Source organism: Acidiluteibacter sp. (genome assembly GCF_055129545.1).
Genome location: NZ_JBSRUB010000016.1, coordinates 24852 through 44336, shown reverse-complemented (window position 1 = coordinate 44336; position 19485 = coordinate 24852). Strand labels below are relative to the sequence as shown.

The window sequence follows — 19485 nt, the reverse complement described above, 5'->3', positions numbered from 1 at the left end:
ATTAAACTTCTTATTTTTAAGCCAGCCTAAGGTTCCCCAAATTGAATCTAGTTTTCCAAAATGTTGGTGTTTTACCTTTCTATAAAGTTGAGAACGGGAGTAATCATCTAGTTCTTGATAAGGCTCTCCCAACGGAAGAAATGATGCATTTTTGTAATTAAAAAGTGAATCGTTAGAAAAGTTATGTGTTGTCATGTTTTGAAAATTTTAAATTCGTTAAGTCTATTTTAATCCTCCATTTTTAGGTAAACTTCGCACAGCCACATTTTAATTATATTAATGGGCCCAACTAGGTTTTATCGTTTACTGTTTGAATGCAGCTTCCACTACTCAGAAATCACCTCCATTAAATAATCAGCAGTCTCCTTATCGAAAACACCATGCACATCAATGTTCCCTGAGGCCTGTAACTGAATCAAAGCCATCTTCGTTTTACTACCAAAGATTCCATCACTCGTTCCAGGTTTAAATCCCAATAATTTTAGGCTGTCTTGCAATTTCTTTACTTCTTCTCCTGTGTCTCCCATATTTAATTCTGGCTTTGGTAAGCTAAAACTATTGGTGGCGGTCAATCTTCTAAATCCTAACAATTTATCTTTTGGGTAAGCAGTAATTGAAACTTGATTTCCTTGATTGCCTCCTAAAGTGTAAATCCGTTCACCCGAATGGTCAAAACCTAAAAAGAATCCTACGTGACCTTGCCAAGAGTCAATCTTACCTCTCCAAAAAATAACAACGTCTCCAGGTTCCGGTGTTTCAGTTGGAATACCAATTGCCAACCAAGATCGAGCATTCGCTTTTTTGGTACTTTTCAAATTGGCTTTTTGAGCACACCAATTCACAAAAATGCTACACCAAGCTGTTTCATCATCGTTTACCCATTCAAAACCTGACTCTTTAGCATAATTTACAATGGTAGGGTTATCCTCAGCGCCACTAATTTCTTTCACCCCTATTTGTGAGGCTGCTATTTCAAGTAAATTTTTCATGTTTTTAATTTTGTTATGCTAATAACTCTGGAGCATTTGCATGCACCAATTTCTTTACAAATTCATCAATCTCTTTCTTGTAGGTTTCAGTTAATACCACTCCATGAGCTTTCAATGCTTGCATGTTTTTAGGACTCGCATCATCCATTTCATTATTCACAGTATTTGGCAATGTTGCTTCTATTCGAACATATTGATTCGGACAACCAATTGCATCATAAATTTGGCGCACTTGGTAATCTACTGTCTCAGCTACTCCACTCATCATAATGTCAATCACGGGTTTTACCCACTCTGCCAATCCCCAATTCTTTGCTTTATTGTAAGGGTAAATCTTTTTATTGTTTCCAGTTCCCAATGAAAGTATGAGCATATCAGAAGCCGTTACAGCCGATTGTGTATCTTCTTTTCTGAATAAATTTCGTGCCTCTGCATAAGCACAAAGTGTTGGATTATTGGCAAACAAACCTCCATCAACCATGGTGTAGTCTCTGTTTAAATCATCTTTGATGCGTGCACATTCAAAATAAGTGGGTGCAGAAGCTGTACTTTCTGCCACTTCTCTTACCAAAAAGTTGTTTCCACTTTTTACAGCATCGTGCTGAGTAAAAAAATGGGCCTTTCTTTTTTCAATTTCGTAAGCGGTGATGAGTGTTGGTTTTAATAAATCACTTAAAAGTGCATCACCCATGTATTCTTTTAGCACTTTTTGCATTCCTTTTTTAGGATACTTTTCATCCAAAACCCCTCCACCAGATTTTATTTTATGGAAAAGTGTGTTTTTAAAAATCTCTTCCCCGTGTTCCAAATAAAGATCAACAATCTGACTAGCCGTATACTTTGGATTATCATTGGTTTTATTCTTGAGTAAATAACAGCAACTTAAAATCCCTCCCGTACTTGTACCTGCTATCAAATCAAAGTAATCTGCTATTCTAGCATTGGGATTACCACTCACTTCTTGGAGTTTATTTTCGATGTAAATTAATATGGTGCCAGGGATAATACCTCTAATTCCACCGCCATCGATGGAAAGTATTCGAGTATACTTTTTTTGAGTAGTCATGTTTCGTTTCTTTTAGGATTACAATACAATATTTAGAGCCGCTTTTACAGCATTATTTAAAACGTCGATCGCTGCATTTGCTGCATTTTGTGCGGTTACCTTAGAAATTATGGCTATGGCATGCAATTCTGTCTCTGCGATCAGCTTTTCATCTATTAATCGCTGTTCAAACTTCTCTTGGGTAAGATCACCCGACAACCTGAATTCGACTAAAAGCTGCAACCGTTCTTTTCTATTTTGCATAAATCTATTTGCAGTAGATTTTGCTTCGCTCCACCCATCTCCTATCTCCACTTTCATAGCGGCTAGCATGTCGGAGAGTACTTCATTTATATCAATTTCCATAACTTATCGGTTTTAATTTGCCTTTTCTTTTGCTATTTCTGCGATGAGTAAGCTAAACATCATGGCTTCCATTCCTTTCATATTTAATTGGATATCCACATCATCAATGGTGCCTTCATTCTCATGTCGGTTTTTATATTCCTTCCAAAGTTGAAGTGTATTCTCAATAATTTTCACCGTTTCGTCGTTCTTCTCTCTCGCTTTGTTTTTCCGAAGTAATGAATTCAATTGTACTTGAATTTCAATATACTCACCTACACTTGCGGTATACTTGCGTTCTAGTTCACTCTTTTTTACTTCCAACAGCGTCAAATAGAAGTGATCAATCTCTTGCGTCGTTGTCTCTATTTGTGATTTAATGCTTTCTTCATATACCGGCAATAAATGTACTTTACAAGACATTAAAGCCAGCAGCATAAAGGAAGTAACGATCGATCGTTTCAGGTGCTGAATTTTTATTGTTCCCATAATGCTATAGTTTTTTTCCTTTTTGCATGGCATCAAATAGTGCTTCTACCACTATTTGAAACAATTGCTCTTCCTTTTTCTCATTCAACAATGGAAGGTTTATTTCTTTGTTTAATAGCAGAACAGTAGAGTTAATTGCTTCTTTCATTTCCTTTTTATCTCCTAAAATAAATCCCTCTGAAATGTCATTCAGGTAATTTAGCAAGTCCTCGGATAGTTTTTCCTCTAATTTTTCGATGATTCGATCTATGATTCTTGAAAAGAATTTTTTCTCGGCTTCTTCTCCCAATAGTGGGATGTTCACCTTTTTATTAATTTTCTTTAAGAGGTGATCTTTTTGTTCGGGTGACAATGTCATATTGTTATAGTTTAGATTTATGTGCAATTATTACGTTAGAAATCCATCCGATCACTGGCTCTTCTTTTTTTCCATTTTCAGTGACGATTACATCTTGAATCAATTTATTTGAATCCATTATATTTTTAGCATCAAGCAAATTGTCTCCTTTAGAGATGTATCCAATACCCGTATTTAAGATATTCTGTATTTCGATAGATCCTTTGGTCTCCATGTCTGCAATCGATTCATTCTTTACCTCCGCCCCATTTACTCCTTCTTCAATCGTTCTCGAAGTAAAATAATTCTCCACTGTACTTCTATGAATAATATAGGCGGCAATGCGTGCTTTTGTAAAAATTGGAATCCGATTGACATTGTACGACTTTGTAAATTGCAACAACTCCTCCACCGTAATTTCTTTATTTGATTGTTCAATTTCAAGATACTTGATGGAAGAGATTGGAATCCAGGCCTCTTCGGCCTTAATGGTCTTCAACTTATCGGCAGTGGTAATCTGACTCACTAAATGTTGTACACTTTTATTGGCCGCTTCAAAATTGTCCTTGGAAAAGTAGTAGGCTAAAATGGTTCCCATCCATGTACCTATTAATGGGAGAATAACACTGTAGACATAGGTCAATCCTTCTCTTTGGTCTTTATTGATCCATGGCAATACTAAGATCCCTGTAATTCCAATTATTGATACCCCGGCTATAGCAAATAGACTGACTTGCTTTGCCAATTTTTCTCTGGCTTCTTTTTTTTCTGTTTCCACTATGGTTGAATCGTTGGCGCTCATCCTACTTTTTATTAATTAGACTATAAACAACTGTCACCTAAATTATTGAAAACTAATTTCATAAAAAATATACCAAGCAGACCACCTGTTCATAACCCTCTTTTTATCAACACTTTCTAACTGTTGGATTTGTTAGAATCCCCGTATTTACTGCAATCGATTCCTATAATTGAAAAAAAATATGTGAAAAACTTTTCTTAGCAACTAGAAAACAACAAATTGGAACAATATTTGAAAGAAAAAATACAAAACCATCAAAAAATCGTGAAGACATAAGGGAAGGAGGCCAAAACAGACCGACTATTTTTAAAATTCTAGAAACAAACGATTAAGACCTCAACTTGATGGTTTATTGTCTTTTTAGGTAGGAATTAATCCAATTGGCGCAAAAAACGAGTTGGATACGCTCAATAAAAAGGATTCAAGTTTTTAAAATTGAGCCATTATTAGACCGATTTGTTTCTTTCTCGCATGAAGAAAAACTGTTTATTCAACAGGATAAATCTTATTCAAGTACTCTCTAATCATCACTGAGGTCTTGTATTCTGAAATAAACAGCTCGCCACCTTCTTGGTGCAATCCATGTCGCATCTCAAACTGCTTGTATTGTTTTTGGAGGGCCTCAATGTCGTTCTCCTCTCCTTCTTTTAATTCACCTAATATTTCAAAAATTTCAGCCAATAATTTATATACCTCAACTTTCTCTGATGCCTTATACTTCAAATTGATGTAACCCGAATAGTTTATAATTTGAGTTCTTAACTTGCCAATGATACTATAAAAGCTTTTTTCTGATTGACTTAAGCTTTCTCCACAACTGTCTAATTGTGACACCAGCTCAGAATTTTGATGTTTGGTTTCCTCCAACAAAAGTGTGATCTCCGAAGTTTTTTGCTCTAAAAGCGGAATTTGAGTACCGCTTTTTAATTGTTCCACTAAATAATCTGCTAATTTTTCATCTGTATCAAAGTCTGCAGCAATGTTCGCTCGCTCTGAAACGGAATGAATACTAATGGATTGATCATTGAAATCAACTCCTTTGAATACTGCAACAACCGCAATAACAACCTCGATGATTAAGGTGTAGAACAGTTTATTGAGGTAATTTTCTTTGATTCCTTTAATCACGTTGGTTATACCCAGGAGTGTGATAATAGCCGTAACAGAAAAGATAATAATAAAGACCCAAATGATTGTTTTCAATTCCATTTTAAGAGTAGTTTAGTTTATACTTTTTAAAATTTCGATGGTGCGCTGCAACACCTTTCAACAATGATGAACCAACTTAATTTAGTTTCCTTTCGGTTTTAGTATTATTGTTGCGATTAATTGGACTAAATGTAGTTCATTTATCTTTTCGATAAAATGAGGGAAATCACCCATTTTTTAGGGAACAAGTAATCCTATTTCTGATTGTTTTTTTGGGGGAGCTTAGAAGATAATTAGAAACACTAACTGTAGCTGAACGCATTCTGAAACCCGTTCGGAAGTCCCATCCGCGTGTATATTTTAGAGGACTTTGTATGTTAAAATTATTCTTTATTTTATAGATTGATCAATTTGCCCTACTCCCCTTTCTTAATTTCTTCAATCAACTCAAAGATCTGATTGCCTAATTCCTCTCCTTTCTGTCCCATAAAGTTATCCCATTTAGATGTCGGAGCAAACCAAACCTGAAATTGGTTGAGCTGAGAAAGGTCTCCACTTTTAAACTTCTGAATTGAAATTTTTAGTTCCTGATGAAACTCCTTTGCAGATAGAGTTTCACCAGAGTATCCGCCTGAATATTTTGAGACGACCCTTTCTGCTTCATCCAATAAATGGATTAACTGTGTTTTCTTATTGAATTTAACCGTTCGTTTGGTGAAGTATTGCCAAACCAAAAAACTCAATAACAACAGTAGATAGATCAACTGGGTATAATCAAACTCCATGAATTTTAATTTTGTAAGTGATGCTGTTGCGCTTTCAACAAATATAGTATTTGTAATCCTTCATTTCGATTTTTCATAACACACTATCTTAAATAAGATACAGAGCGATGAAATTCCATTTCAGGCCATAAAAAAAGGTCAAGAAACCAATCTTGACCCTTTAAAGTGTAGTGCGTGCCTGCCTTTTCGGTGGGTGAGCCGGTTCCGATAGCTATCGGAATAAACCGATGACCTCTATCTAACAAATAAGAATCCTTTTTACTAACAGCCATTTGAGGCCATAAAAAAAGGTCAAGAAACCAATCTTGACCTTTTAAAGTGTAGCGCGTGCCCGCCCCTTTGGAGGGTGAGGCGGTTCCGATAGCTATCGGAATGAACCGACGACCTCTATAAATGATTAAACTCTTGTCTTATAAGCAACATTCTAAAAACAAAAACAGCTTCACATTTCTGTGAAGCTTTTGTAGCGTGAGGCGGAATTGAACCGCCGTCCGCTAGCTAGCGGATATGAATCCGACACTCTACATTAACTTTATTAAATTCCATACAAAGTCTCTACCTTTAGCTGATTTCAATTGTTTTTCTCGAATTAAAGCAGCTTTATTCGTGTCCAAGCTTTCAGTATAAACAACAATCCATGGTCTATATTTTAATGTATATCCTTTCGTGGACAATTTATTATGAGACAACATTCTTTGTACTAAATTAGAGGTATAACCTACATAAATTTTATCATACGATTTGCTGTAAAGAGCGTAAACTATATACATAGATTCTTAGTGTAAATTGATCAGGCACTTTAATAAACCCTTCGTTTTACAAGTTAAGAATCTCATAATAATTATTATATAATTTTTTTGAACATTATTCTTGCTTGTCAATTAAATAAAGAGAAAGTACACTCTACCTTCCATAAGATTGAAAATCTAATTTTTTACAAAAAGCAAAAAAGCTTCACATTTCTGTGAAGCTTTTGTAGCGTGAGGCGGAATTGAACCGCCGACCTCAGGGTTATGAATCCGCAGCCCCTAAAATTTAAATACCTAAATTACAAATGCTTAAACACATTAGTAAATTTAAAAGCATGCAAAAAGTAGTCAAAAGTTGCGCATGTTCCAAACCAGCTTTATGAACTATAATTTTGAGTTAAATCATGTTTATTTGAGTCTAATGAGGCACAAAATGCAACCGTGTTTATGTATAACTTTTTACTATATGTTCCTCCTGAAACAAGAACTCCCAATAATAGAGAAACAACTTTAATTCTCTTTAAAAGTCGATCTGGAATTGGATTTTGCTCCTCTGCAATTTCAGCGTTAATTTCACATCTAATGGAAGGGAAATTCTTTTCGATTGTCGCATGAAATTCACTTTGTATCTCCATCCAATTTTTTACTGAAACATTTTTACCAAACTCTTGAAATATCCTTCCAATTTCGTTTTCTGAATTAGTTACTATTTTGTAAAACGTATCCATTTAAATTGTTTAATGTTAGTTTAAAATTAATGGTTTAGAACATAATTCTTTTTTGAGCAGATAGTCTACCGAGGAGAAATAAAGATTATGATTGTAAGATGTTCCAATAACGCAATGCCAAAGTAACAAAACGGATAGCTCTACTCTCCTAGCTGTCATACTTAGCACTTCTTTGCTCTTAATCTCAAAATGTGCAGTTTCTTCCCTTTTAAACGAATAATAACACTCATCCAATTGGTGTGTAAACTTTTCAAATAATTCATTAAAATCATCAGAGCTTAGCGAAGCTGCTAAACTTGAAAAAATATCTTTAATTGGTAGATCTCCTTCAACTACTTCTCTATAAAACTCTTCTTTGTTTATTAAAATCATCAATAAAACAACGTAATACTTTAATCTTTATTCTAATTTTTTATAATCTATTCTTTGACTTTTAAAAAAAACAGTAAATAATTTGGTTTTTCTCTCGCACGTTCATTATATTTGACCGTTCATTGTCACTGAACACACCAAAATAATGAACACGTAATTTATGTATCGTAATAATGATTTTATATATGAAGCTACTTCTAAGTTAGAACAACTTATCAACATACCTATTGAGATAGATAGTAGCAGGCAGAATTATGATGCGCTATTACGTATCAAGAACGAGCAATTTATTGTTGAAGCAAAATCAGCAGTAAGAACTTCTAATCAAGGTTTAGTAATGTCGCAATTAGAAGAGATGAAACAAAATAATAATAGACCTATTATTTTAATTGCAGAGTACATTTCAAAACAAGCTGCAGAAGAACTTAAATCGCGTGGTTTTAATTATATAGATATAGCTGGAAACGCTTTTATCAGGTGCAATGATCTTATTGTAGCTATAGAAGGACAAAAGAAAGCCAACAAAGAAAAAACCAATCAATCTCGTGCTTTTCAAGAAGCTGGTTTAAAGATACTATTTCATCTATTATATAAGCCTGAACATTTACAAGACTCTTATAGAAAAATCGCTGAAAAAGCAGATGTTTCTATTGGTTCAGTTAGCAATGTGATGGCTGAATTAGAAGATCTAAACTTTCTGCTAAAAACAAATGATAAACGTGTACTTAAAAATAAAGAGGAATTACTGGAACGATGGATTGTTGAATTCAATTCAGTACTAAGGCCTCGTATAGTAAGAAAGAAAATGCGTTTTTTAAATTCAGAAGTAAATCGCAATTGGCAACAGTTGGAAAACGAAAGTGATGAGGGCGTTATTTTATGGGGTGGCGAACCAGGAGGAGCTTTGCTTACTAATAATTTAAGACCTGAACAATTTGTCATCTTTACTGATTTAGAATTATCGAGACTTGCAAAACAGTTTCGTTTAATACCCGCAGAAAATGGAGAAATTGAAGTTCTACAAAAATTCTGGAAAAATGATTTAGGTAACAACAGGATAGCACCAGCACTTTTAATATATGCAGATTTAATTAACAGCGGTTTTGGTAGAAATATTGAAACAGCTAAACAAATACTAGAGAATGAGCTTAGGTATATCAAGTGAGAGGTTCACACATCCATTATTAAAGCCCATTCTTACTGAGCTTTATGCATACTTTAAGCAAGCAGGTATTTCCTTTTTTGTGATTGGTGCCACGGCAAGAGATATTGTAATGGAATTGCATAATGAGAAGTCGGGTCGATTAACGTATGATTTAGACATTGCCATAACAGTCAATGATTGGGAACAATGGCAAAACGTGGTAGAGGATATAGTAAATCTTGAAAATTTCACAAAAGATCCTGAACAGAAACAACGATTTATTTATAAAGATAAATTTCAATTAGACATTGTACCATTTGGCGATATAATGAAACAGGATAGTAAAATATTTTGGCCACCAGATGAAAGTTTTGCGATGTCAGTCCTAGGTTTTGATGCAGTAGAAGAAGCTTCACTAAAAGTAAATATAGATCAAGAAATAGAAATTCACATAGCTTCATTAAGCGGAATCTTTCTTCTAAAAATTACAGCATGGAAAGATCGCCATCATAAAAGCAATAAAGATGCAGATGATATAGGATTTATACTTGAAAACTACTTATCTATCAATGAAGAGCGAGCAGCTGTCAATCACTATGATGAAATCTATACTGAAGATTTTACAATTATAAAAGGTGGCTCGACTTTATTGGGTATTGACATTTCAGAGATTCTTATAGACTATCCTGAGGAATTGAAAATAATTAAACAGATTTTGATTGACACACTAGATATGAAAGAACGAAGTGTATTGATTAATCAAATTATAGAAACACATAAAATGCTATCCTACGACGAGCTTTTAGAAAGCATTAATAACATAGTCCAACAACTTAACTAAACAAAACATTTTTAGAATGTCTACAGATATAAAAAATAAAGAAGAAATAGTGTTAGAGGATAACGAGCTAGTTTGTATTCTCTCAGGAGAAGTCAAGAAGGTAAAAGCTCAAGAATCAAACCTACAGTCCGTCATACTAATGCTGAACGAAGAGTACGGCTTCGATCTGGATGATATGAAGCGAGACTTTACTGTGGAGTATGAAGATCCTGAGACAGGTAAAACTAAAAAACAAAAGGTAGATTTGGTCATCTTTGAAAAAAGGAAACCTCACGAACAAGATTTTATTATTAGAATTGCTGTTGTTCAAGATGATAAAGTAAAAGTAACTGATAAAAAGAAAGGACTAACAGCTACGCTAGAAAATGCAATGGGCGCTGTAAAAAGTTGTGAATTTGGGTTATGGGCAAATGGTTCTAGCTATAACTTTTTACAAAAAGAAGCAGATGATATTGGTTTTGATTTTGACTTTACAGACTTATCAGACTTCCCTGGTGAAGGAGAAACATTAGAAGATTTAGACAGGGCAGATCGCTCACACACCCGGACACCTGCGAATGATTCTTTAATTAAGGTATTCAAGCGTTCGCACGATTATATCTATGGAAATGAAGGTAGAAAAAAGGATGCATTTTGGCAGTTATTAAACTTAATATTTTGCAAGCTTTATGACGAGAAACGTCGTTTTATGGAATTGCCTAATGGCGAAAGTTACCGTCGTAAGTTTTGGGTTGGTGTTAAAGAACAAAACTCTGAAGAAGGAAGAAAGGCCGTGGCAAAGAGAATTAAAGATTTATTTACTGAGCTCAAAGAAGACGATCTTTTCTCAGAAGTATTTCAAGGTAATGAAAGTATAGACTTAACAGATAAAGGTTTAGCGTTCATTGCAGGAGAATTAGCAAAATACTCTTTCTTAGATGCCTCTGTAGATGTTAAAGGCTTGGCTTATGAAACCATTGTAAGCAACACCTTAAAGCAGGAAGCAGGTCAATTTTTTACGCCTCGTAACATTGTAAAATGTATGGTAGAGATGCTTGACCCAAAAGAGCACCATAGAGTGCTCGACCCTGCATGCGGTTCTGGTGGTTTCTTAGTAATGGTATTAGACCATGTTCGCCAACAAATGGCGAAAGAAATGTTTCCTGATTTAGAAGGGCCATATTTGGAAGAAAAATACAACTCGCCAGAAGTAAATGAAAAAGTAAGGATATATGCAGAAAATAGCATTTTTGGGTTTGACTTTGATCCAGATTTAAAGAAAGCTGCTCGTATGAATATGGTAATGGGTGGTGATGGTCACGCAAATATTTTTCACGTAAACTCTCTCGAATATCCACTTTGGGAACATCCTTCTGAGATTGAAAAAATTAATAATGCTATTGACAACAGCTTGCTTAAAATGCAAGATATTGAGAATGATTACGGGACGGATGCACGTGGAAAGTTTGATATGATTTTTACGAATCCTCCATTTGGTGCAAAAGTGAAAGTGGAAACTGAAATTGCCTCACGTTATCACTTAAGTAAGTATAGCACTGCCCCAGAAGTCTTATTTATTGAAGCTTGTTACAATTTTTTAAAAGTTGGTGGTAAAATGGCGGTCGTATTGCCAGACGGGATTCTCGGAAATCCAAATATGCAGTCAGTAAGAGAATGGATCTTAGATCGATTTAAAATTTTAGCTTCAGTAGATTTAGCTGTCGAGGCTTTTCTCCCTCAGGTAGGAGTTCAAGCATCACTACTTTTTTTAGAGAAAAAAGGCGAAGAACAGCGACAATTAGCTCAAGAAAGTTCAGAGAATTATGATGTTTTTATGGCAATCGCTGAAAAGTTAGGTAAAGATCGCAGAGGAAATCCTGTTTACTTGCGCGATGAAGATGGAGCAGAGCTAATTTTTAATACTGAAACCAAGTATCTAATAAAAAAGAAAAATGGTGACAAATCCTTAAGAATTAGAAAAGAAAAATTAAAGAAAGTTGATGATGACTTACCTAATATATCTGCTGAATATTCACGTTTTTTAAATAGGTAATTATGATTATTAAAAATATTAAATCAAATCAAATAATTTCGGAAGCTCGTTTAAATAGTGGATATTTTTTAAACGTGGATGCAGTTAATAGCAGTATTCTAGAGGAAAATAGTAATAATTGTAAAACACTTTCTGATTTAGCTGATGTTTGGAATCCTCCTATTTTTAAAAGACAATTTTCACAAGAAACTTATAAATCGACTCAATATTGTCAAAGTAGTGATGTTCCAAATTCATTCGAAGGAAATGAAGTTTTTATAAATAAGAATCAAGCTGAAAAAGTTAAAGCTCTTGTTGAAGAGAACCAGATCTTAATAACTGGATTTGGTACAATCGGTAATACCAGAATAGTTAATAAAATTAGTGACGGAATCTGTTATGCAAATAATGTATGCCGAGTAGATGTAAGAGACACGAATCAATATGGTTATGTTTATGCAGTGTTAACTTCGAAATATGGATATTCTCAGCTAAACAAAAATGCATCTGGTTCTGTCGTTCGTTATATTGAAGCACCCGGTATTAAAAAAACCTTAATTCCTAACTTTAATGAAAACTTTCGAAATCGAATTCACCAATTAATTGTTGAATCCACTAATTTAAAAGTTGAATCGAATTTAATTTTAGATAGTGCTTTAAAAGATTTGAAGTTGAACGCTGGATTAAGGAAATTAGAGTCAGTCGATTATGAGTATTTCGGAAATCATAGTAATCATCGAAAAACTTCAACTTTTACCAAGTCAATTAATGATATTTCTAGTTTAAGTATTAATGCATTTAACTATTCAAAAAAGATTGATAAACTAATAAATGAAATAAAGCAAACTAAACACCTAAGCCTTAGTGACTGTTTAGATAAAAGTCAATTTTTCACTACCGGTTCTTTCAGGAGATTAGAAGTTCAATCAAAAAAGGCAATTAAACTCCTTAATCAATCGGACATCTTCAATTTTAGAAAAGTTGGAAAAAATTTATCTAGAAGATATGTAAAATCAGATAGACTTGTTGAGTATGGTGAAGTATTAATTGCTGGAGTGGGAACTTTGGGTGAAGGAGAAACTTTTTGCAGAACAATCTTTGCAAACGAAGAATTAGCAAATCAACTAGTTGCCGGTGAATTTATAAGAATGAAAACGAATGAAAAAATACCTTCAGGTTATCTTTTCAGTTGGCTTTCTTCAGATTATGGTTTTAGGTTAATAAGATCCACTCAAACAGGCACTAAACTATGTAGACCAATTCAAGAATTTCTAAAAGATATACCAGTTCCAATATTAGAAAAATCGATTATGGAAAGAATCGACAGTAAAGTAAAAGCAGCTCATACTATGTTATATCAAGCTTTAGGAAAGGAAAATGAAGCCATAGCCTTAGTTGAAAAAGAAATAGAAGAATGGCAAAAATAATAAAACCACCTTATTTTGATTCGGTTGTAAATGCCGGAGAAAAGCGTTTGCTTGATTACTTACAAGTTAAGCTTCCGGACAATTACTTTTTAATTCCAAATGTAGAGGTAGCTTCTACTAATCCGAGAAACAATCGTACGCAGTTTTGGGAATATGATTTATTAGTTGTTGCTCCACATGCAGTTTATAACATAGAAAATAAAGATTGGAAAGGAAAAATTGAAGGAGCAGACGACTACTGGTATATCAATGACCGACAAAAACCTAATCCACTAAAGACAAACCGTCAAAAGACAGCTATACTTGCTTCAAAATTAAAAGAAGCAAATAGAGCTTGGGGAAAAGCTTGGATACAAAATATGGTGAGCCTGTCCTACCCTAACTCTTTCGAACCAATATTATTACAAGAAGCTGCAAAATTATCTTTTACGCTTACAGACAAGCTTATAAAATACATTACAGAATCTGAACAAATAGGCAAAGGAGATGACGCTATTGCAGACATCCAAAGTGATATTGTACAATTCTTAATTGGCGAGCAAAACAAAAAATCACCACATCAGAAAAATGAAGTTCAAGGCTACGAGATTGTTGAAATTTTAAAACAAGAGTCTGATAATTATGTAGAGTATTTGGTGAAACCTAAAAATGTGACTTCAAACATACGTAAGCGTGTTAAAGAATATGCATTACAAGTAGTTGGTTTATCTCCTGAAGAATTGCGCTCTCGTGAGGAGAGTATTAAAAATCAGTATAATGCTTTATTAAAAATAAGATCTAATCCGTTTATTCTACCTGTAGAGTTTAAAGTAGATGAAGAAAATCATTTATTCTATGAAATTACAGATTTAATGGAGGAAGACTCCTTACGATCTACCGCAAGAAGTAAAACCTTTACGTTTGATGAAAAGATAAACATTCTTAAAAATGTGATGAGTGCTTTAAAAGCAGCTCATAAAGAGAATATCTTTCATAGAGATATAAACCCTGAAAATATATTTTTAAATAATGGATATGCATATTTAGGTAATTTTGGAAAGTCATACTTTACAGACCATAATGACAATGGCTATACAGTAATGCATACGATAAGCGAGTCTAATGCTTCTCCGTATCATCCGCTAGAACTTATAGCAAAAGATGCCTCAAGAGCTTCGGACATTTATTCACTTGGGATATTAATCTATTGGTTGTTCTCAGGAAAAGAGCCAATAAAAAGCCCTTTTGAACTAGATAAATTAGGAGGTACATTACCTAAGGATAGATTGCCATCTTCAAAAAATAGTTCTTTGCCGCAATGGTTAGATGAAATTTGTCTGAAAACAATTCTTACAGATAGCGATAAACGAATAGATAGCCTCGAAGAACTTGAAGCATTTATTAACAATGCTTTAAAAATAGAATTGTCTACTAAAGAACAAACAAAAGCTACTACATCTAGCTCTTCTCAGGCAATAGATACATACGAAGTAAAAGAAGGAGACAAAGTTGGTGATTATATCATTCATAAAATTTTAGGTAGAGGCGGTTATTCAAGAGTTTTTAAAGCAAAACACGATTTACAAGGACGTGACTATGCATTGAAACTTTTTCACGAAAGTGTAAATATTAGTTCCGTATTAGATGAATACAACGCACTAATTGAATTAGATCATCCAAATATTGTGAAATTTAGTTGGAATGGTAAAACACCTCAAAACCAGTTTTATACAACTACAGAGTTTCTAGACGGAGATAATCTTAGTGCTTATATAAAAACAGATGTTAATCTTCCTATTACTACAGTATATAAATTAGCAACAGAAATTCTATCTGCTTTGGATTATCTTCAGACAAGAGAGAAACCAATAATGCACAGAGATGTAAAGCCTCAAAATATTATTTGGGATAATAAAGGTCGCTTTGTACTTATCGATTTTAATGTGGCTTCACTAATACAGAATGATAAATCCTATGTAGGAACTAACCCCTACTTGGCACCTGATTTATTGGACGGACATCACATTAACTGGGATTTCTCAGCAGATACCTTTGCATTAGGAATCACTTTATATGAATTAGTTACCAAAAATTATCCTTGGGCACAATTTAGAATACCAAGTATTAGTAAAGCTCCAACAAACCCAAAGGATCTCAATGAAAGAATCTCTGATGATTTCGCTGAGTTTTTATTGAAAGCAATTAGCACTAAACGGGATACACGTTTTTTGAATGCTAAAGACATGCTTGAAAGTCTTGAAGAAATTGGTCAAGACAATCTTCTTGCTGAAAATAAAAATGATGAAGGGGTTCAGGTAGGAAAATTATATCGCATAGAAGTCTTTATACGTCAAGGTAGCACTAATATTAAGCTATTGAATAAAATGTCAACTTATAGTGATATTCGCTCGACTGTTTATTCTTCCTTAGATAGATTTAAGGATGCTATTAAAAGTTACAAGAGCTCAATTTCATTAGATGACAAACTTAAAATTGTAATTAAAGTTGATGATGAGATTTTAATTAATGAAACCTTCTGGCAAGGTGGTGCTCACAACTTTAATGATGGCAATGTTTTACGAGTTTATAATGCTCTAAAAGAATCTTTTGAAGAAAATACTAATAGATTAAAGGAACATAAAATTGAGGTAGAAGGTATAGATGTAGTAGATTATATTAACTCGCTTTATAGCCAGTCTAAATCTGGAAATTGGGGAACCCGTGTAAATGATCGCGGATCTAATTATGACCAGCTTACCTATTCTCCCTCAAAACTTGATAGAAAATTAATTCCAGATATACTGGATGCTCGTTTTAAGCTCATCATTATAACTGGAAATGCAGGAGACGGTAAAACTGCTTTTATTAGGAAAATTGAGAATGATCCTAGTGTAAAAAACCTGAAACGCTTTAATCATAAAAATGGTGCTCGATTTGACATTAATGATACACCTTATGAAAGCAATTATGATGGTTCACAAGATGAAGATGGGAAAATTAACAATGAGGTACTTGAATCATTTTTTAACCCTTTTGAGGGATTAACTAATTATAATAATGCAGTTGAAGGAAGAGTTATAGCGATTAACGAAGGTCGACTTGTAGAATTTTTAAAAACCTCCAAAAAGTATAAATTACTTCATGATACCATAGATCAATATTTCTATAAAGAAGGTCATGCTAGTTTGCCACAAGGCTTAATGATTATAAACCTTAATCTTAGGTCTGTAACAGCAGTAGACGATAAAGAACCTAGTTTATTTAGACAGCAAGTTAAAGCATTGACAAAAAAGAGCTTATGGAATAAGTGTGAAGGATGTTCTGTTGCAAATAAATGTTTTATAAAGTATAACGTTGAATCGCTAAACGATCCTGCTTCCGGAGATGAAGTAATTACCAGAATGGAATGGCTATTGCGCACTGTTGCCTTAAAAAGAGAATTACATATCACGATGCGCGATTTAAGGTCTTATATAGCTTTTATGATCTCTAGAGATCATAGTTGTGAAGAGGTAGAAAATATTTACACAACACTGCAGCATGAACCTGAAGAATACTGGCAGTTGTATTATTTTAACCTTACTAATTCAGAGTATGAAGACTCAGGAAATAATGACAGGTTAATAAAACTTTTAAGAGAGACAGATATTGGAAATGTTGCTATACCTAATCTAGACAGAGATTTATTTTTTAGTCAACATATTGAAAGACATTACTTAGAATTTTCTGATAGAACATTTAACCTCTTTGGTGATTTTAATAATAATAAAATATATGTCCCTGCACATGAGCAATCAGAAGAACTAATAGATAAAATTAAAACAATTCAAAAAACATATATAAGACATCAATATTTTGAAGGACGTATAAGTAATTATCAAAAGCGTCTACCCTACCAATCATTATTGAATTTTTATAAAGCACTCAACGTAGACAAAGAAAATAGTGTTTCAGACGCTATTATAAATTATGTAACCGATAATGGTGAATCTAAGAACGTAAAATTACAATTCATTAAAGAAGATTTTAATGATCTTTCAGCTTTCATGAAACCATGCTTAGAACTAATAAAAAAAATAATTCAAGAAGAACAAAATGAAGTTAAACACATTAGTATTCAAAATTCAGGAACCGACTTTTATGAAATAACACCTTTAGTGGAATACAAAGTAACAAGTTGGACTGATTTTAAATCTACAACGAACATTGAAGCTATAAAAAAAATACTGCCCATATTATTTGAACAACTATCCGAAGATTCATTACTTAAATTGAAAATGTCGATTTCTCAGGCTATTTCAATGAATGAGGGTTGTGCAAATGAGTCTATTTGGCGAAATCACTTAGTGTTAAGCTCTTCTGAAACTAATGATCCTTTTAGTAAATCATTTAGATTATTTGATCTTAACGACTTTGAATTATTTGTAAGTCGCACAGATCATCTTGTCAAGTATTTAGAATACGAACCTGACAGTCTAATTTTTAGGCATAAAAAAGAACAACGTATTGAATTAGTGATTTCTTTAGATCTTTTTGAAATGCTCTATTTCATTCAGAAAGGATACAGTCCATCTTTAAATGACATAAGGGGAAGGTTTGTAGAGTTAACCATTTTTAAAAACCTTTTGGAAAATCTCTCCTATGATAAAGTTGTTGTGACTAAAGACAATATCAAGTTTTATGAAATTAGCAAAGATGTCAACAACCACCTCAGTATAGAAACATTGGAATTATAGATATGGCAATAAAGTTAAACAAAGAAGAGAGTGTCTTAAGAAATGAGCTAATCTATGCAGGAGATGCTAAAGCTGTAAATATTGACAATGTTTTTGTAAATCTATTTATGCTTTTAAAGCATAACGGAATTAGACCTCGACAGAGAGCAGGTAGCACTTTCATTGATTTAGATTATTTACAAGGTGTCTTCGGTAAACTAGAAGAGAATGGTTTAGTTAAAGGATTCACTAACAATAAAGATGCTGTAGAATTATGGATGCGAAGTAATTTAGTTAACATGGTTTATAGAGGAAACCTTGATAAAGAAAAGATATCTTCATTAAGACCAATTCACCTAGAAAGCTATCGTGTAAGAAACGCAGCTCATACCAGAGATTATAATACTGCAGATCAAGTTTATTTGATGTTAGGAGCAAATCCTATAGTAAAGGAGGATCTCAAGAGTTTTTTAATGGAAGGTTGGGATAGTGTTACTCAAAAAATCAATATTAAAGAGGGTTTGAATGTAGATAGTTTAGGATTACTGCATATTATAAAAAAATTTAATCCCGGTTTTTTAGACACAAACAGTTCTTTGAATCAAATCAGACCACTATTAGATAAACAAGCAAAATTATACTGCGATGACGTAAGACGCTTACTAGTTTATAAAAGAAGAATCCCAAGAAATGTGGTAGTTGATTATTTAAAAACTATTACTTCCTTTCATCTTTCCATATATATTCAAAAGTTAGTATATCTTTTACCAGAAATGGTAGAGAAAGGCTCTATTGAACATACTGATAATTGGAATATTGTAATTGATGCAACAGATAATAATGAAAGTAAAATTTCAAAACTTGCGAGTGCAGATGCAGAAAATCTAACCAATAGTGTATACGATTATATAAAAGCGACCTTTCAAGTTAATGCTGCTTTACGGCGATTGAAATTAGAAAAAACTGACTCATCTAATTTGGATAAAGCACTTTCTGCGTTGGCAAAAAAGCCAAATGGTTTTGAAATATATTTTGAAACCCAATGGGATAATCTATATAACTCTCTTGAGGAGGATGACCGAGAACTTATAAAAGATATGGTAAAATACGAAGACACCTATTTTGATAAGTACATTGAGTTAATTATTAAAGCCCGTGGAACTTATCAGTATCGATACCACGTTCAACTAATTGACAATTTATCTCAAAAAAATTCTGAGCGAGGTTTTATGTCTCAAGGAAGAAGTAAAAAAAATCCAAGACGCTATGTTTTAGGAACTAGGTTATTAGAAACATTAGTGCAAATACTTGTTCTTGATGTAGAAGATGATCATTTTAAAACAAAAACTTTATCAATAGAAGAGCTTATTGGCAACATGAGAGAAAGATATGGTTTAATAATAAATGGATTATCTGAAGAACGATTTAAAGATGCAGATTTAAACACACACTTGGCTTTTAAAGAAAATGTAGAAGCATTTAAAATGAAGTTACGTCAAATTGGCTTTTATAATGATTTAAGTGATGCATATATTTTGCAAAGAATACGTCCGCGTTACGAATTAAAAGATTAGATAA

18 protein-coding genes are annotated in these 19485 nt (G+C 33.2%); 6 read left to right on the top strand and 12 right to left on the bottom strand.

Annotated elements, in window-relative coordinates; translation table 11 throughout:
* The 12 genes from ACTB0X_RS09915 to ACTB0X_RS09860 form a co-directional block, all read right to left on the bottom strand.
* Positions 1-195 (bottom strand): hypothetical protein (locus ACTB0X_RS09915; RefSeq protein ID WP_463024858.1); only part of this gene is annotated, 195 nt, incomplete at its 3' end.
* Between the two features lie 131 nt (positions 196-326).
* The gene (locus tag ACTB0X_RS09910; RefSeq protein ID WP_463024857.1) at positions 327-989 is read right to left on the bottom strand and encodes a C40 family peptidase; all 663 of its coding nucleotides are present in this window, start codon (positions 987-989) and stop codon (positions 327-329) included.
* A 13-nt stretch (positions 990-1002) separates the two neighbouring features.
* Positions 1003-2055, bottom strand: coding sequence for a patatin-like phospholipase family protein (locus ACTB0X_RS09905; protein WP_463024856.1), 1053 nt, complete (start codon positions 2053-2055; stop codon positions 1003-1005).
* A gap of 18 nt (positions 2056-2073) precedes the next feature.
* On the bottom strand, positions 2074-2400 hold the full coding sequence (locus ACTB0X_RS09900; protein WP_463024855.1) for a hypothetical protein: 327 nt from the start codon (positions 2398-2400) through the stop codon (positions 2074-2076).
* 12 nt (positions 2401-2412) lie between these two features.
* On the bottom strand, positions 2413-2868 hold the full coding sequence (locus ACTB0X_RS09895; protein ID WP_463024854.1) for a hypothetical protein: 456 nt from the start codon (positions 2866-2868) through the stop codon (positions 2413-2415).
* A gap of 4 nt (positions 2869-2872) precedes the next feature.
* Positions 2873-3226 (bottom strand): hypothetical protein, encoded by a 354-nt coding sequence (locus ACTB0X_RS09890; RefSeq protein ID WP_463024853.1) that lies wholly within the window; start codon positions 3224-3226, stop codon positions 2873-2875.
* Positions 3227-3230: 4 nt separating this feature from the next.
* Positions 3231-4007: a hypothetical protein gene (locus ACTB0X_RS09885; protein ID WP_463024852.1), complete on the bottom strand. Its 777-nt coding sequence runs from the start codon at positions 4005-4007 to the stop codon at positions 3231-3233.
* 486 nt (positions 4008-4493) lie between these two features.
* On the bottom strand, positions 4494-5216 hold the full coding sequence (locus ACTB0X_RS09880) for a hypothetical protein (RefSeq protein ID WP_463024851.1): 723 nt from the start codon (positions 5214-5216) through the stop codon (positions 4494-4496).
* A gap of 356 nt (positions 5217-5572) precedes the next feature.
* Positions 5573-5941 carry a hypothetical protein gene (locus tag ACTB0X_RS09875; protein ID WP_463024850.1) on the bottom strand — a complete coding sequence of 123 codons (369 nt, stop codon included), beginning with the start codon at positions 5939-5941 and terminating at the stop codon, positions 5573-5575.
* A 521-nt stretch (positions 5942-6462) separates the two neighbouring features.
* Complete coding sequence (locus tag ACTB0X_RS09870; RefSeq protein ID WP_463024849.1) at positions 6463-6711, bottom strand: GIY-YIG nuclease family protein; 249 nt, start codon at positions 6709-6711, stop codon at positions 6463-6465.
* A gap of 356 nt (positions 6712-7067) precedes the next feature.
* Positions 7068-7418, bottom strand: a complete 351-nt coding sequence (locus tag ACTB0X_RS09865) for a hypothetical protein (protein ID WP_463024848.1) — start codon at positions 7416-7418, stop codon at positions 7068-7070.
* Between the two features lie 15 nt (positions 7419-7433).
* The gene (locus tag ACTB0X_RS09860; protein ID WP_463024847.1) at positions 7434-7790 is read right to left on the bottom strand and encodes a hypothetical protein; all 357 of its coding nucleotides are present in this window, start codon (positions 7788-7790) and stop codon (positions 7434-7436) included.
* Positions 7791-7950: 160 nt separating this feature from the next.
* Between ACTB0X_RS09860 and ACTB0X_RS09855 the strand changes: the two genes are divergently transcribed.
* Genes ACTB0X_RS09855 through mads7 form a run of 6 tightly spaced genes read left to right on the top strand, consistent with a single transcriptional unit; the run spans position 7951 to position 19481 of the window.
* A complete protein-coding gene (locus ACTB0X_RS09855; protein WP_463024846.1) occupies positions 7951-8955 on the top strand; it encodes a type IV toxin-antitoxin system AbiEi family antitoxin in 1005 nt (334 codons plus the stop codon).
* Positions 8933-9775 (top strand): nucleotidyl transferase AbiEii/AbiGii toxin family protein, encoded by an 843-nt coding sequence (locus tag ACTB0X_RS09850; RefSeq protein ID WP_463024845.1) that lies wholly within the window; start codon positions 8933-8935, stop codon positions 9773-9775. The genes ACTB0X_RS09855 and ACTB0X_RS09850 overlap by 23 nt, the downstream gene beginning before the upstream one ends.
* A gap of 16 nt (positions 9776-9791) precedes the next feature.
* Entirely contained in the window at positions 9792-11807 is a 2016-nt protein-coding gene (gene mads2, locus ACTB0X_RS09845; protein WP_463024844.1) for a methylation-associated defense system DNA methyltransferase MAD2, read from the top strand.
* A 2-nt stretch (positions 11808-11809) separates the two neighbouring features.
* Positions 11810-13213, top strand: coding sequence for a methylation-associated defense system restriction endonuclease subunit S MAD5 (gene mads5 / locus ACTB0X_RS09840; RefSeq protein WP_463024843.1), 1404 nt, complete (start codon positions 11810-11812; stop codon positions 13211-13213).
* A complete protein-coding gene (gene mads6 / locus ACTB0X_RS09835) occupies positions 13201-17928 on the top strand; it encodes a methylation-associated defense system protein kinase MAD6 (RefSeq protein ID WP_463024842.1) in 4728 nt (1575 codons plus the stop codon). Before mads5 ends, mads6 begins: the two co-directional genes overlap by 13 nt.
* Positions 17929-17930: 2 nt before the next feature.
* Positions 17931-19481 (top strand): methylation-associated defense system protein MAD7, encoded by a 1551-nt coding sequence (gene mads7, locus ACTB0X_RS09830; protein WP_463024841.1) that lies wholly within the window; start codon positions 17931-17933, stop codon positions 19479-19481.
* Positions 19482-19485: the final 4 nt, after the last annotated feature.

Excerpts from the sequence above, each read along its gene's own strand:
- mads2 (WP_463024844.1), top strand. The coding sequence starts at position 9,792 with ATGTCTACAGATATAAAAAATAAAGAAGAAATAGTGTTAGAGGATAAC.
- mads5 (WP_463024843.1), top strand. The coding sequence starts at position 11,810 with ATGATTATTAAAAATATTAAATCAAATCAAATAATTTCGGAAGCTCGT.
- ACTB0X_RS09875 (WP_463024850.1), bottom strand. The coding sequence starts at position 5,941 with ATGGAGTTTGATTATACCCAGTTGATCTATCTACTGTTGTTATTGAGT.
- ACTB0X_RS09870 (WP_463024849.1), bottom strand. The coding sequence starts at position 6,711 with ATGTATATAGTTTACGCTCTTTACAGCAAATCGTATGATAAAATTTAT.
- ACTB0X_RS09865 (WP_463024848.1), bottom strand. The coding sequence starts at position 7,418 with ATGGATACGTTTTACAAAATAGTAACTAATTCAGAAAACGAAATTGGA.
- ACTB0X_RS09855 (WP_463024846.1), top strand. The coding sequence starts at position 7,951 with ATGTATCGTAATAATGATTTTATATATGAAGCTACTTCTAAGTTAGAA.
- ACTB0X_RS09850 (WP_463024845.1), top strand. The coding sequence starts at position 8,933 with ATGAGCTTAGGTATATCAAGTGAGAGGTTCACACATCCATTATTAAAG.
- ACTB0X_RS09890 (WP_463024853.1), bottom strand. The coding sequence starts at position 3,226 with ATGACATTGTCACCCGAACAAAAAGATCACCTCTTAAAGAAAATTAAT.
- ACTB0X_RS09885 (WP_463024852.1), bottom strand. The coding sequence starts at position 4,007 with ATGAGCGCCAACGATTCAACCATAGTGGAAACAGAAAAAAAAGAAGCC.
- ACTB0X_RS09860 (WP_463024847.1), bottom strand. The coding sequence starts at position 7,790 with ATGATTTTAATAAACAAAGAAGAGTTTTATAGAGAAGTAGTTGAAGGA.
- ACTB0X_RS09880 (WP_463024851.1), bottom strand. The coding sequence starts at position 5,216 with ATGGAATTGAAAACAATCATTTGGGTCTTTATTATTATCTTTTCTGTT.
- ACTB0X_RS09905 (WP_463024856.1), bottom strand. The coding sequence starts at position 2,055 with ATGACTACTCAAAAAAAGTATACTCGAATACTTTCCATCGATGGCGGT.
- ACTB0X_RS09895 (WP_463024854.1), bottom strand. The coding sequence starts at position 2,868 with ATGGGAACAATAAAAATTCAGCACCTGAAACGATCGATCGTTACTTCC.
- mads7 (WP_463024841.1), top strand. The coding sequence starts at position 17,931 with ATGGCAATAAAGTTAAACAAAGAAGAGAGTGTCTTAAGAAATGAGCTA.
- mads6 (WP_463024842.1), top strand. The coding sequence starts at position 13,201 with ATGGCAAAAATAATAAAACCACCTTATTTTGATTCGGTTGTAAATGCC.
- ACTB0X_RS09900 (WP_463024855.1), bottom strand. The coding sequence starts at position 2,400 with ATGGAAATTGATATAAATGAAGTACTCTCCGACATGCTAGCCGCTATG.
- ACTB0X_RS09910 (WP_463024857.1), bottom strand. The coding sequence starts at position 989 with ATGAAAAATTTACTTGAAATAGCAGCCTCACAAATAGGGGTGAAAGAA.